Raw genomic sequence first — 12,802 nt, forward strand, 5'->3', positions numbered from 1 at the left:
ATCCTGGCCTCCGCGGGCCGCGACGTTCAGATGGGCGGCAATATCGGCACCGCGATCCTCTCGCTGGCGCCGCCAGCACCCGACCGGATCCACGTGATCGAGATGTCCTCGTTCCAGATCGACCTGACGCCGAGCCTCGACCCGAGCCTCGGCATCCTCCTCAACATCACGCCCGATCACCTCGACCGTCACGGCACGCTCGCCGACTACGCCGCCATCAAGGGACGGCTGGTGGCGGGTGCGGACCGCGCCATCGTCGGCGTCGACGACGATCTCAGCCGGGCCATCGCGGATGCGCGGACGGGGCCGACGTTACGCATCCATGTCGGGACGCCGCAGGCGGGCTTCGAGGGCCTGTCGGCTCGGGACGGAACGGTGTTCGACGCGGACGGCACGCCCATCGTCGATCTCACCGGCATCGGGTCGCTCCGCGGCGCGCACAACTGGCAGAACGCGGCCGTGGCCGCCGCCTGCGTCCGGGCCCTCGGGATCGGCGACGCCGAACTCGTTGCGGGCCTGCGCAGCTTTCCCGGCCTGCCCCACCGCATGGAGGAGGTCGGCCGGCGCGGGCGCGTGCTCTTCGTCAACGATTCGAAGGCGACCAACGCCGACTCCACCGAGAAGGCGCTCACCGCCTTCCACGACATCCACTGGATTCTCGGCGGCAAGGCCAAGGAGGGCGGGATCGTCCCCCTGGCGCCCCTCTTCGGCCGGGTCGCCTATGCCTATCTCATCGGCGCGGCGAGCGATGCGTTCGCCGCCACCCTGGAGGGCTGTGTACCCTACACGGCCTGCGGCACCCTGGAGGTCGCGACCGCCAAGGCGGCCGAGGCGGCGGCCGCGTCGGAGGCGGTGGAACCCGTGGTCCTGCTCTCGCCGGCCTGCGCCTCCTACGACCAGTTCCGCAGCTTCGAGGATCGCGGGGATCAGTTCCGGAATCTGGTGCGCGCGCTGCCCTGAACCCCGGCTTTTCTCGAAATCTCAATCATTCCCGCGCCTGATCTTGGTCATTAGCGCGCAGACGCCCAGTCGGCGGCGCGGAGTGAGTGAGTGCATGGCGTCCACGATCGCACCCGGCACATCGGGCTGGCAGGCCGGAGCCTGGGCGCACGTTTCAGTCCTCCGCGTCCTGAGGCGTCTGGCGACCCTGCTCCTCGTCGCCTTCATCTTCTTCGCCTGCTTCGCCTTCTCGGACACGTCGCCCTACGACATGGTGGCGATCCCCACCATCCTGCTCTGGCTCTGCCTGGGTCTGCGCCTGCACCGGGGCATGCTGCCGCTGCTCTGGCTTCTGATCCTCTACGTCAGCGCCATCACCGTCGCGCTACTGCCCTTCATCGACCAGCCGCTGCCGGTGACCTGGACGATCCAGCTCGCCTACCTGTCGATCACCGGCGTGTTCTTCGCGATGCTGTTCTCCGACGACACGCATGCGCGCATGGAACTGGCGCTCAAGACCTTCGTGGCGAGCTGCCTCCTGTCGAGCGCCTTCGGCATCGTCGGGTATTTCGGCTTCATCCCGACGGAGGACCTGTTCTACAAGTACGGACGCGCCTCCGGCACCTTCCAGGACCCGAACGTCTTCGGATCGTTCCTGACGCTCGGCGCCCTCTACCTCATGCACGGGCTGCTCCTCGGCACCACCCGCCGGCCGATCCTCTCCGCCGCCGTGCTCCTGGTGATCGTGGCCGGCATCTTCCTGTCGTTCTCGCGCGGCTCCTGGGGGGGGACGCTCATCGCCATCGCGGTGATGGTCGGCAGCGTCTACCGCACCACGCGGTCCACGGCCCTGCGCCGGCGCATCGTCACGCTCATGGTCCTGGCGGTCGCGGGCTCGGCGCTCGCCATCGTCGGCCTGATGTCGATCGGCGACACGGCGGAGATGTTCTCCAAGCGCGCGGCGGTCACGCAGGATTACGACACCGGCGAAAATGGACGTTTCGGCAACCAGATGCGCGGCATCGGCATGCTGGTGGACGAGCCCCTCGGGATGGGTCCCCTGCGCTGGCGCCTGATCTTCGCCCTGGAGCCGCACAACAGCTACATCGGCAGCTTCGCCAATGGCGGCTGGGTCGGGGGCGCCACCTTCATCGGCCTCGTGCTGATGACGAGTATCGTGGGCTTCCGCCTGATGAGCCGGGACACCCCCTTCCGGCGGCACGCGCAGATCGTCTGGCCCGCGCTGATGATGTTCTTCCTGCAGGCGGCGCAGATCGACATCGAGAAGTGGCGGCACGTCTACATGATGCTGGGCATGATCTGGGGGCTGGAGGCCGCCCGCCTGCGCTGGCTCGCGGGCCGGGTCCGCACCTGACCGGGATCCTTCACGCGTCCTGGGTCGAGCCGTCGGGTTCCGGCTCCTCCGGCTCGGGATCGGCCGTCCACGCGGTCGCGAAGGCCGCCAGGTGCCGGGCATCGGCGAAGGCCATCACCGCGACGGCTCGATCTTCCGGCATCGCCCCGGGATAGGGCGCCAGGAGCACCTTCTCCTGCGAGAACGTGGCGCCCGGGGCGTGCTCGGCGAGCCAGGCCTCCACTTCGGGCAGGAGGCGGTTCGGGTCGGCCGGGTCGCGTGCGCGGGAATCCCCGCGCAGCACCAGGACGTAGGAGCCCAGCGCCGGATTGCGCTGCTGCACGGCCTTCACGATGTCGATGAACATGGCGCTCGTGTCCGCTCGTTCTCAGTGCAGCTTCACGCGGGACTCGGTGCGCCGCGTCAGCGCGCGGGCGACCGCGTCGAGGGTGGTCTTGACCGTTCCGTGCAGAGCCTGCTCGTGCATCTTGTAGAGCGAACGGTACATCATCCGAGCGAAGAGCCCGGCGATGAACATGTTCTTGCCCTTGATGAACCCCATCAGGCTGCCCACCGTGGAGTATTCGCCCAGCGAGACCAGCGAGCCGAAATCGCGGTACTTGAAGGCCTTCAACGGCTTGCCGGCCATCTTGTCGGGAATGATCTTGATGAGGTGCGAGGCCTGCTGGTGCGCGGCCTGGGCGCGGGGCGGGATCGGCGTGTCGGAGCCCTTCTCGACCAGATAGGCGCAGTCGCCCATGGCGAAGATGTCCGGGTCGCGGGTGGTCTGCAGGGTCGGGGTCACCACGAGCTGGTTGTTGCGCGTGGTCTCGAGGCCGCCGATCTCGTGCAGGAAGGGCGGCGCTTTCACGCCGGCCGCCCAGACCACGAGTTCGGAGGGGATGAAACCGCCATCGGCGAGCTGGACCCCGTCGGGCCGGACCTCCGTCACCCGCGCGCCCGCGCGGACCTCGACGCCGATCTTGTCGAGCAGCACCATGACGTCGCGGGACATCCGCTCCGGCACCGCCGGCAGGATGCGGCTCGCCGCCTCGACCAGGGTGATCTTGAGGTCCTTGGCCGGATCGATCCGGTCGAGGCCGGTGGCGGCCACGGCGCGGGTGGTGCGGTGGAGCTCGGCCGCGAGCTCGGTGCCGGTCGCCCCGGCGCCGATGACCGTGACGTGGAGCTGGCCCGGCCGCACCGGACCCGGCTGGGTATGGGCGCGCAGCATGCCGTTGATCAGGCGCTGGTGGAAGCGCACCGCCTGGCCCTGGGTGTCGAGGGCGATGGCGTTCTCCTTCACGCCGGGCGTGCCGAAATCGTTGGTGGTCGAACCCACCGCCATCACCAGGGTGTCGTAGGGGATCTCGCGCACCGGCGTGACCTCGCGGCCCTCGGTGTCGTGGCTGGCCGCGAGGTGGATCGCGCGCTTGGCACGGTCGAGGCCGGTCATCTCGCCGATGCGGTAGCGAAAATGGTGCCGGTGGGCGTGGTGCAGGTAGTCGACCGCGTGGTGGCCGACATCGAGGCTGCCGGCGGCGACCTCGTGCAGCAGCGGCTTCCAGATATGGGTCCGGGCCCGATCGACGAGGGTGATATGGGCCTTGTTGGTGCGGCCGAGCTTGTCGCCCAGCTTCGTCGCGAGCTGCAGGCCCGCCGCACCACCGCCGACGACGACGATGCGGTGGAGTTTATCCTCGGTTTCGCCCGGTACCATGTCGATCAGGTCCTCGTGTGCCGCGAGTGTGCGGATGCGTGCCCCGACGTCGGGCGATGCGAGTTCATCCCAGGGTTCAGCTTAGAAGGATTGCAATCCGACCGCCATTCCCGTCACGCCGGTGCGCCCGGCTGGCGCAGGGGATGCGCCCGGGCGAAGGCGTCCTGCGCCAGGCAATCCTCGGCGATCCGGCGCACCGTCGGGAAGGGGGCGGTGTCGACGCCGAAGATGCCGGTGCCCACCCAGAGGCTGACGAGGCAGAGGTCGGCATGGCTGACCGCGTCGCCTTGTGCGTAGCGCCCGGTGCCGGGTTCCTGGGTGAGGCGGGTTTCCAGGGTCTTCAGCCCGGTCGCCATCCAGTGGCGCACGAAGCCGAGCATGCGCTCGCGCGGCAGGTCGTAGGTCTCCATCAGGAAGTTGCGCACCCGCGGCACGTAGAGCGGATGGGTGTCGCAGGCGACGACCTGGGCGAGCGACCGGGCGCGGGCACGCTCGCGGGGCTGGCTCGGCAGGAGCGGCGTCGCCGGGTGGATGTCCTCGAGGTAGTCGAGGATAGCGAGCGACTGGATCAGGGGCGGGCCGTCGCCGTCGAAGAAGGCCGGCACCGCGCCCTGGGGATTGATCGCCAGGAAGTCCGGCTTGAACTGCTCGTCGGCATCGAGGTCGAGGAAGACCTCCTCGTAGGGGATGCCCTTCAGGTTGAGGGCGACCCGGACCCGGAAGGCGGCGGCCGAACGCCAATTGCCGTACATTTTCATGCGCGCGACGTTTCCTCTTCGCGGACTCGGGTCCGTCTTTCGTCGCCCAGACCACACCCGACATCGTGTCCGCCCGCAAGTCCGTTCTGCGGGCGCGGGCGCCCGAGGCCCAGGATTTGGCAGCGCCGTGATCATCGCGCATAGGAGAACGCGAGGTGTCGAGCCTCGGCCGGTGATTGACGCGATGCAGATCGAAACGCCCTACCTGATGTTCCTCGGCGACGTGCCGGACCGGCTGGCCGCCAAGACCGCCTACGGCATCAAGGACTGGCGCCCCGAGTGGTGCGTCGGCCAGTTGCGGCTGCCGGGCTGCGCCGCCGATCTCGGCATTCCGGACCTGACGCTCGCCGAGGCCGTACAGAAGGGCTGCCGCACGATGGTGATCGGCGTCGCCAATGCCGGCGGCGTCCTGCCCGAGCACTGGATCGCGCAGGTCGTGGCGGCCCTGGACGCCGGCCTCGACATCGCCAGCGGGCTGCATGCGCGCCTCGGGGCGGTACCGGCCATCGCCGAGGCCGCCGAGCGCAACGGCCGCCAGCTGCACGACGTGCGCCACACCGCGGAGACGTTCGCCACCGGCAAGGGCACGAAGCGGCCCGGCCGCCGCCTGCTCAGCGTCGGCACCGACTGCTCGGTCGGCAAGAAGTACACCGTGCTCGCCCTCGAGAAGGGCATGCGCGAGCGCGGTCTCGACGCGGATTTCCGCGCCACCGGCCAGACCGGCGTCTTCATCTCGGGACGCGGCGTCGCCATCGACGCGGTGGTGGCCGACTTCATCTCCGGTGCCGTGGAGTGGATCGCCCCGGCCGCCGCGCCGGACCACTGGGACCTCCTCGAAGGCCAGGGCTCGCTGTTCCACCCCTCCTTCGCGGGGGTCAGCCTTGGGCTGCTGCACGGGGCACAGGCCGACGCCTTCGTGGTCTGCCACGAGCCGACCCGCACGACGATGCGCGGCGTCCAGCATCCGCTTCCCACGATCCAGCAGGTCATCGACCTCACGGTCCAGCTCGGGAGCCTGACCAATCCGGACATTCGTCCGGTGGGTATCGCCGTCAATACGCAGGACCTGGAGGAGGGCGCGGCGCGGGCTCTGCTGGCCGACCTCGCCCGGACGCACGACCTGCCCGCCACCGATCCGGTGCGTTTCGGCGTCGAGGGCATCGTCGACCGGATCGTCGCGGAGTTTCCGCCCGCCGTGACGGGGGCGAGCGCGTGAGCCGGCGCCTCGACGTCGCGGTCGAGCGCTTCCCCATCGCGGGGGCGTTCACCATCGCGCGGGGCAGCCGCACCGAGGCGGTGGTGGTGGTCGCCACCATCACCGACGCCGAGGGCCGGATCGGACGCGGCGAGTGCGTGCCCTATGCCCGCTACGGGGAGACCGTGGAGAGCGTTTCCGACTTGATCCGGGCACGCGCCGGCGACATCGCCGCCGGGGCCAGCCGGGCCGATCTGCAGACCGGCATGAAGGCGGGTGCCGCGCGCAACGCCCTCGATTGCGCCCTGTTCGACCTGGAGGCCAAGCAGCTCGGACGCCCCGCCTTCACGATCGCGGGCCTGTCGGCGCCGCAGGTCGCCACCACGGCCTACACGCTGAGCCTCGGCGACCCGGTGGATATGGAGGCGGCGGCGCGCAAGGCCGCGCACCGGCCGCTGCTCAAGGTGAAGCTCGGTGGTGCCGGCGACCCCGAGCGGATCGCCGCCGTCCGGCGCGGCGCCCCGGACGCGCGCCTCATCGTGGATGCCAACGAAGCCTGGCGCCCGGACACGATCGAGGCCAACCTCGCGGCCTGCGTCGCCGCCGACGTCCGCCTGATCGAGCAGCCCCTGCCGGCGGACGCGGACGCCCTGCTCGCCGAGATCGCCCGGCCGATCCCGATCTGTGCCGATGAGAGCCTGCACGACCGCGCCGGCCTCGACGCCCTGAGCCGGCGCTACGACGCCATCAACATCAAGCTCGACAAGGCCGGCGGCCTGACCGAGGCGGTGATGCTGGCCCACGAGGCCCGCGCGCGGGGCTTCTCGCTGATGATCGGCTGCATGGTGGGAACCTCCCTGGCCATGGCGCCCGCCATGCTGCTGGCGCACCACGCCGACTACGTGGATCTCGACGGTCCGCTGCTGCTGGCCCGCGACCGCGACCCGGCCTTGCGCTTCGAGGGGAGCCTGATCTACCCGCCCGAACCCGCGCTCTGGGGTTGAGCCCTCAGCCTTTCACGATGAAGCGCAGCAGTTAGACCGGCGCCTCGAAGGCGAGGAGGCCGTAGCCGCAGACGAGGCCGATGCCGGTGAGCACGCTGAAGGGGGTGAGCCAGTCCAGGGTGGCGCCGGTGGAGCCGCGGCCCTCGATCTGGAAGCCCTGCACGAAGGCGCCGAGCACCATCCCCTGCGCGAAGGTCGCCACCAGGGACCCGTAGTGGAAGGCGACGTCCTAGACGAACTGCGAGCGGTCGGCCTTGAATCGGAACTCGAAGGCGACGCCGCGAAAGATCAGCGCGATCAACATGAGGATGAGCGGCAGGTAGAGCGCCGGCAGCAGAATGGCGTAGGCGACGCTGAAGACCGCGAAGAGGCCGGCGCCGCCGAGCTCCAGCCAAGTGTCGTTGCCGTCCCAGATCGGCGCCGCCGAGACCATCATCCGGTCGCGCCAGTTCCCCTTGCGCGCTGCCGTGACCAGGAGGCCGACCCCGAGGTCGAACCCGTCGATGACCACGTACATGGCGACGGCCACGGCGAGCAGGCCCGCCCAGACCAGGGGGAGCCAGACGGCGGCGCCCTCGTATTCCATCCCGAAGCCGAATATCCGCGTGTTCCACTCCCGTGCCGCGGACGGATTGCCGCCTCAAGGGATCGAGCGTTCCCCGCGCTCGGCCACTCTAGCCCCGTCCCGCCGGCTTTGCGCGCCCCGCCAGGGCGGTTTCCGGTCACTGTCGGAGAGGGTGTCGCGGGATGACGGTGGCGGGCCGGCGACGCGCCGGATCACCTCGGCACCGCCCCCGTGCAGAACGTCGGTCCGCGCTTCCTCGGGCAGCGCCTCCCAGAGATCGAGGGCGGCGGCCGCGACGTCCGCCCGGTCCGGGACCAGGTCGGGCGCGGCCGGACCCTGCCGCTGCAGGGCGAGCCAGGACAGGACGCCGATGACCAGAGCGGCGCGAAGGAAGAACGACATGGGTCCGGCCCCGGGGTCCGGCCCGGACGGGGCCGGGACGACGCGAGAAGGAGCATTCGGGCCGATCGGTAAAGGCTCCCTGACGGCCGGGGGCCGAGGCCGCCGGTCGCCCGCCCCGAAAGCCCATATGGTAAATACAAGCTTAGCCCGGGTCCTCCGGACACTTCGTACGTGTTGCCCCGAAAACGACTGTGGCCCGGCTCGACGATAGTTACATCCCGGAAAGCATGCGGCGACAATCGGATCGTCTTGCGAAAGACTCGCTTAAGTCGCCTCTGCGAAGTTGCCTTTCGTCGAGTTTCAGTCGAGCCAAGGGGCGTCGGAGCGGCCAGTCGAGCCACCTCCGCGCTGTGCGTGTCGGTATTGCGTATCTACGGTGCCCTGGCTTCCCTCATCGACGTGCGCCTCGCGGGGCTCGTCCATGAGTCGGTGATCGAAGAGAGCGGCGTTCGCTTTCGGCACGAGCGTTTTCTGGTCTCGCGCCTGGCGACCGGGCTCATCATGATGCTGGGCCTGCCGCCCTATCTGGTGCTTCGCGGGGTGCCGACCGGCATCGAGGCCCTGGCCATCGCGAGCCTGATGCTCCCGGTCTTTGCCGCCGTGCTTCTGTCGCGCACCGGCATCCTCTGGCTCGCCCACGCCATCTCTTCCGCCGGCCTTACCGGGGTGGTGGTCTGCCTCGCCTCGATGACCGGCGGGGCGGAGTCGGCGGCCGTGATCTGGCTCGTGGCGATTCCCCTCGAGGCGGTGGTCTCCGGCTCCCGGCGGGCGACGCTGGCGGCGGCGATCATCGCGGGGCTCGGCGCGCTCGCCGTCGCCCTGCTGCCGCCCCTCGGGGACGGCACGGCGCTCCCCGATTGGTCGCGCGCCCTGGCCATGCCGGTCTTCGCCCTCACGGCCATCGGTCACATCGCCGCCCAGGCCTCCGAGCACTTCCGGCACGAGGGCCGCTGGCTGGCCCGCATGCGGGACAACGAGCGGCGCGACCGCATGCTGCTCTCGGCCATCGACGACCTCGTGACCTGGCATGACCATAACGGCCGCGTCATCGAGGCCAGCGCCTCGGCCGAGCGCTTCGTCGGCGCCGAGGCCGCCTGCCTGCAGGGCCACGGCCTGCTCGAGCGGGTGCATGTCGCCGACCGCCCGCTGCTGCTCCAGGCCCTCAGCGACGTCGCCGCCCACGGCCGCCCGGCCACCGTCCAGTTCCGCCTGCATCTCGACCCGTCCGCGATCCGGGCGCAGGGGGCCTCGCGGGTCATCTTCGCCGAGATGCGCATCCACCGGATCGACGAGGGTGCCGGCGATCGTTCGGCGTCGAGCGTGGTCGCGGTCACCCGCGACGTCACCGAGCATCGCCGTCACGCGGCCGAGCTCGAGCAGGCGCGGGCCGAAGCGGAGCGGGCCGACGAGGTGAAGAGCCGCTTCCTGGCCAATGTCAGCCATGAACTGCGCACGCCGCTCAATGCCATCATCGGTTTCTCCGAGGTGCTGGCGGGGGAGGGGAACCTGGCCACCGACGCCGGCCGGACGCGCGAATATGCCGGCATCATCCGGGAATCCGGCCAGCACCTGCTGGAGGTGGTCAACACGCTCCTCGACATGTCGCGGATCCAGAGCGGGCATTTCGACTACGTGCCCGAGCCCGTCGACATGAGCGCCCTGGTACACAGCTGCTGCGACCTGATGCAGCTCAAGTTCGACCAGGCCGGGATCACCCTGGCGCGCGACGCCGGCTCCATGCCGGTGGAGATCACCGCCGACTCGCGCGCCTGCCGGCAGATGTTCATCAACCTCCTGTCAAACGCGCTGAAGTTCACCCCGCGCGGCGGCCGGGTGGAGATCGCCCTGCGCGGATCGAGCCAGCAGCTCGATCTCATCGTCGCCGATACCGGCATCGGCATCGGCGCGAAGGACCTGCCGCGGGTGGGTAATCCGTTCTATCAATGCGGTGGCGGCTATGCCCGCACCCACGAGGGCACCGGGCTCGGTCTGTCCGTCGTGCAGGGGCTGGCCGGCCTGCACGGCGGTGCCATAGCCATCGAGAGCACCTCCGGCGAAGGCACCACCGTGATCGTGACCCTGCCGCGCGAGTGCCGCCGGGCGGGCGGACCCGTGCCCCTGGCGCCGATCCAGACGCGCCCACGTCCCCCCGTGCTCGACGGGCGCCTCGTCGCTCCCACCGGCCTCGTGCCGATACGCCGGCCGATGGGTCTGTTCGACGTCAGTCCCGAAACCGTTCGCGAGAGCTACGTCCCGATGCGGCGCGCCGGATGAGCGTGCGCCGAGATCACCCTGGACGCGCCCGGCCGGTCCTGTTTCGAGTCCCAAGGAGTTGTGATGCGCGAGCCGCAAGCACGCCGCGACCAGCGTGAGATCGTCGTTCCCGCCCGGCGCCGCGAACCGCGCGCTGCAGCCCGCCGCCGCCCGGCCGCCGGGGTCTCGGGGCGGTTCGCCGCCCTCACGGCGACGGCCGCCGGCGCCGGCCGGGCCTTCCTGCGTCACCCCGGCGAGATCCTCGGCGTCGGCGTCGTGCTGGGCGCGGTCTCGCTGATCTGCCTGAACGCCCTCGGCTATCAGGCCGGCCGTCACCCCGCGCCGATCTTCCCGAAGCTTCCGCCACAGGCGCTCGCGGGCCGGACCCCCGAGAAGCCGAAGGCCGCCCCATCGGGAGCCGCAGCCGAGACCGCGCCTTCCGCGCTTTCGGAGGCGCCCAAGGCCGACGCTTCGCGTCCCGGCCGCGACACGATCGGCGAACTGATCAAGGGTGCGGACGCCAAGGGCACAGAGACGACGGCCTCCGTCTCCACCGCGGGCAGCCTCTCGCTCGCGCAGGCGCAACGCGCCCTGGTCAAGCTCGGCTACGGCCCCCTGAAGGCGGACGGCCTGATGGGACCCGGCACCCGGGCGGCCCTGGAGAAGTTCGAACGCGACCGGAAGCTGCCGGTGAAGGGGGAGCCGACGCCCCGGACCCTGCGCGAACTCGCCGCCCGCGCCGGCGTCACCCGGGGCTGAGCCCCGCGCGCCCCATCCCGTGCCTGTTGGATGGGCGGCACGGCCGGGATGATGCTATAGGGCGGCCCATGACACGCCTGCGATCGGATTTCTGGGTTTCGGCCCATCTGCGCCGCCTCGGAATCGACGGCATCGCGGCCGTCCAGCGGCGGCGCGGCTCGCCCGAAGCGGGTGCGATCTTCGTGAAGGTCGACCGGCTCGACGGCAGCGCCGACCTCTACGGTCCGGCGCCGCAATCCCTCGTCGATACCGAGAGCGACGGCGACCGGCGTTTCGTCGCCCTGCTGACGCAAGCCTCGCCGGCCGACGTGGAACTGCGCCTGACCAAGGAGATGCGGTTCGACGCCGATCTCTGGATCGTCGAGATCGACGACCGCGCCGGGCGTCACTGTCTGGATCTGGCGGAGTAGAGTCGCTCAGGAAGTCTGGCGCTGACGCGCCGGGAGGGGCGTGCGCAGGGACGGCCGCTCCGTGACCGCCGCCTGCATGCGCGGGCGCTGGGCGTCGGGGGCATGGTAGGGCTGGTGCGCGCTCGCCGCACCCGCGCGGTCCTGCGGCGTCCAGTCGAGAACCGCGGCGAGGATGTCGCGCGCCGCCGCGCGGGGCAGGGTTCGGAACAGCTTCACGAGGTCGAAGACTCGGTCCACCGAGCGCGCCACGGTCTCGTTCAGGGTGAGGAAGATGTAGACCGCCTCCTCCTCGTGCAGGCCCGCAGCCCGCAGGGCCACCGTCAGCAACTCGTAGCGCAGGGACGGATCCGGCGTGGCCGCCAGGAAGCCCTTGGGCAGGCCGAGGAGATCCGTGAGGGCGGCGACGAAGCCGGCGATGTCGCCGCGCGCTGAGAAGCCGGTGAGCACGGCCCCGGCCTCGCGCGGCGCGGGCGGTAGGGGCCGCAGGGCGGCGGTCGCCAGCATCGCGTGGCCGATGGCCTCGCGTCGGGTCTCGTCCGCGACGAGGAAGAGGGGGGCGACGTCGCCATGCGCGAGCTCGGGTCGTTCGAGGAGGAGGCGCGCCAGGTCCGGCGCCTTGCGCGCGCGGGCCACGAGGCGGGCTAGCATCTCGCCCTGGAGGTTCACGGCACGGTTGGCCACGAGCGCCCGGTCGATCGCGGGCTCGTCGCGGGCGATCAGGTCCGCCAGGGTGGCGCGGTCGAGGTCGGGCCGCTGCGCGAGGGCGATGCCCACATCGGCTCCGTCGGTGCGGGCCGCCGCGATCATGGCTTGCGTGAGGATCGGCGCGCCCGCGAGGACGGCATCGCGCGCCGCTCCACCCCGGGCCGCGAGCGCGGCGAGCAGGGCAGGGGGCGTTTCCGGGAACGGCGCCAGCTTGCGCGCGACGATCTCGGCGGTCTCGTCGTCGACGATGGGAATGAGGCCGCCGGCGAGCGACGCGAAGGCAGAGATCGTCTTTCGGTCACGGACCGAAGCCGACAGGAAGAGGTCCGTCTGCACCCGAAGGATGACCGGTTTGAGATCGAGGTTGTCGAGGCGTGACAATTCGATCAGGCCGGAGAGGTCCGGCGCATCGTCGAGTGATGGGGACATGGCACTTCGGTTTACGCAGAACTCGCTGAAGCCAAGCTTTAGGCGAATTGCATGAACCGACCTTTAAGGACGGGGGCCCACCCCCGTCCCTTCCTGCGCCAGGGACGCGAACCCCTCGGCGGCGAAGCGTCCTTCGGGATACGCGGCGCGCGTCGCCTATCCCGGCCTTTCAGCTTGCCCGGCGTGGCTTGACGTCGTCCCCCGTGCGGGCCGGTGGGAACACCACGGGGCTCGGCGTACCGGAGGCGAGCGGACCCGAGGGGGGCTCGCTCATATCGGCCGACGCCTGTGCCATGCCGGCAGCTATGG

The 12,802-nt window shown here is 70.6% G+C and carries 12 protein-coding genes and 1 pseudogene; 7 read left to right on the top strand and 6 right to left on the bottom strand.

Annotated elements, in window-relative coordinates:
- The coding region (gene murD / locus K2X24_RS00125; RefSeq protein ID WP_292493531.1) for a UDP-N-acetylmuramoyl-L-alanine--D-glutamate ligase at positions 1 to 960 on the top strand (960 nt) is incomplete at its 5' end.
- 94 nt (positions 961 to 1,054) lie between these two features.
- Complete coding sequence (locus K2X24_RS00130) at positions 1,055 to 2,314, top strand: O-antigen ligase (protein WP_292493533.1); 1,260 nt, start codon at positions 1,055 to 1,057, stop codon at positions 2,312 to 2,314.
- Positions 2,315 to 2,324: 10 nt separating this feature from the next.
- On the opposite strand, the gene K2X24_RS00135 is transcribed toward K2X24_RS00130, so the two are convergent.
- From K2X24_RS00135 to maiA, 3 genes are all read right to left on the bottom strand, one after another.
- The gene (locus tag K2X24_RS00135) at positions 2,325 to 2,660 is read right to left on the bottom strand and encodes a hypothetical protein (RefSeq protein WP_292493534.1); all 336 of its coding nucleotides are present in this window, start codon (positions 2,658 to 2,660) and stop codon (positions 2,325 to 2,327) included.
- A 21-nt stretch (positions 2,661 to 2,681) separates the two neighbouring features.
- Positions 2,682 to 4,013 carry an NAD(P)/FAD-dependent oxidoreductase gene (locus K2X24_RS00140; RefSeq protein WP_292493536.1) on the bottom strand — a complete coding sequence of 444 codons (1,332 nt, stop codon included), beginning with the start codon at positions 4,011 to 4,013 and terminating at the stop codon, positions 2,682 to 2,684.
- Between the two features lie 113 nt (positions 4,014 to 4,126).
- A complete protein-coding gene (gene maiA, locus K2X24_RS00145) occupies positions 4,127 to 4,771 on the bottom strand; it encodes a maleylacetoacetate isomerase (protein WP_292493538.1) in 645 nt (214 codons plus the stop codon).
- A gap of 184 nt (positions 4,772 to 4,955) precedes the next feature.
- Here maiA and dgcN point away from each other — a divergent pair, with 184 nt between their 5' ends.
- Both dgcN and dgcA read left to right on the top strand, forming a co-directional pair.
- Positions 4,956 to 5,987, top strand: a complete 1,032-nt coding sequence (gene dgcN, locus K2X24_RS00150; protein ID WP_292493540.1) for an N-acetyltransferase DgcN — start codon at positions 4,956 to 4,958, stop codon at positions 5,985 to 5,987.
- Complete coding sequence (gene dgcA / locus K2X24_RS00155) at positions 5,984 to 6,970, top strand: N-acetyl-D-Glu racemase DgcA (RefSeq protein WP_292493542.1); 987 nt, start codon at positions 5,984 to 5,986, stop codon at positions 6,968 to 6,970. Before dgcN ends, dgcA begins: the two co-directional genes overlap by 4 nt.
- A 52-nt stretch (positions 6,971 to 7,022) precedes the next feature.
- Here dgcA and K2X24_RS00160 read toward each other — a convergent pair.
- Both K2X24_RS00160 and K2X24_RS00165 read right to left on the bottom strand, forming a co-directional pair.
- Positions 7,023 to 7,571 (bottom strand): annotated as a pseudogene (locus K2X24_RS00160) (cytochrome d ubiquinol oxidase subunit II); the annotation flags it as partial.
- 39 nt (positions 7,572 to 7,610) lie between these two features.
- Entirely contained in the window at positions 7,611 to 7,937 is a 327-nt protein-coding gene (locus K2X24_RS00165; RefSeq protein ID WP_292493544.1) for a hypothetical protein, read from the bottom strand.
- Between the two features lie 354 nt (positions 7,938 to 8,291).
- On the opposite strand from K2X24_RS00165, the gene K2X24_RS00170 reads away from it, so the two are divergent.
- From K2X24_RS00170 to K2X24_RS00180, 3 genes are all read left to right on the top strand, one after another.
- Positions 8,292 to 10,211: a PAS domain-containing sensor histidine kinase gene (locus K2X24_RS00170; protein ID WP_292493547.1), complete on the top strand. Its 1,920-nt coding sequence runs from the start codon at positions 8,292 to 8,294 to the stop codon at positions 10,209 to 10,211.
- A gap of 63 nt (positions 10,212 to 10,274) precedes the next feature.
- Positions 10,275 to 10,949, top strand: a complete 675-nt coding sequence (locus K2X24_RS00175; protein WP_292493549.1) for a peptidoglycan-binding domain-containing protein — start codon at positions 10,275 to 10,277, stop codon at positions 10,947 to 10,949.
- Positions 10,950 to 11,017: 68 nt separating this feature from the next.
- Positions 11,018 to 11,359 carry a DUF1491 family protein gene (locus K2X24_RS00180; protein WP_292493551.1) on the top strand — a complete coding sequence of 114 codons (342 nt, stop codon included), beginning with the start codon at positions 11,018 to 11,020 and terminating at the stop codon, positions 11,357 to 11,359.
- Positions 11,360 to 11,365: 6 nt separating this feature from the next.
- Here the strand turns inward: K2X24_RS00180 and K2X24_RS00185 are convergent, their stop codons facing one another.
- Positions 11,366 to 12,493, bottom strand: a complete 1,128-nt coding sequence (locus K2X24_RS00185) for a DUF2336 domain-containing protein (RefSeq protein ID WP_292493553.1) — start codon at positions 12,491 to 12,493, stop codon at positions 11,366 to 11,368.
- Positions 12,494 to 12,802 lie beyond the last annotated feature (309 nt).

The sequence above is a fragment of the Methylobacterium sp. genome (assembly GCF_019750675.1).
GTDB lineage: Bacteria > Pseudomonadota > Alphaproteobacteria > Rhizobiales > Beijerinckiaceae > Methylobacterium.

What these genes read in the sequence shown, in the direction of transcription:
- K2X24_RS00130 (WP_292493533.1), top strand. Translation starts at nt 1,055, where the DNA reads ATGGCGTCCACGATCGCACCCGGCACATCGGGCTGGCAGGCCGGAGCC.
- K2X24_RS00135 (WP_292493534.1), bottom strand. Translation starts at nt 2,660, where the DNA reads ATGTTCATCGACATCGTGAAGGCCGTGCAGCAGCGCAATCCGGCGCTG.
- K2X24_RS00140 (WP_292493536.1), bottom strand. Translation starts at nt 4,013, where the DNA reads ATGGTACCGGGCGAAACCGAGGATAAACTCCACCGCATCGTCGTCGTC.
- maiA (WP_292493538.1), bottom strand. Translation starts at nt 4,771, where the DNA reads ATGAAAATGTACGGCAATTGGCGTTCGGCCGCCGCCTTCCGGGTCCGG.
- dgcN (WP_292493540.1), top strand. Translation starts at nt 4,956, where the DNA reads ATGCAGATCGAAACGCCCTACCTGATGTTCCTCGGCGACGTGCCGGAC.
- K2X24_RS00165 (WP_292493544.1), bottom strand. Translation starts at nt 7,937, where the DNA reads ATGTCGTTCTTCCTTCGCGCCGCTCTGGTCATCGGCGTCCTGTCCTGG.
- K2X24_RS00175 (WP_292493549.1), top strand. Translation starts at nt 10,275, where the DNA reads ATGCGCGAGCCGCAAGCACGCCGCGACCAGCGTGAGATCGTCGTTCCC.
- K2X24_RS00180 (WP_292493551.1), top strand. Translation starts at nt 11,018, where the DNA reads ATGACACGCCTGCGATCGGATTTCTGGGTTTCGGCCCATCTGCGCCGC.
- K2X24_RS00185 (WP_292493553.1), bottom strand. Translation starts at nt 12,493, where the DNA reads ATGTCCCCATCACTCGACGATGCGCCGGACCTCTCCGGCCTGATCGAA.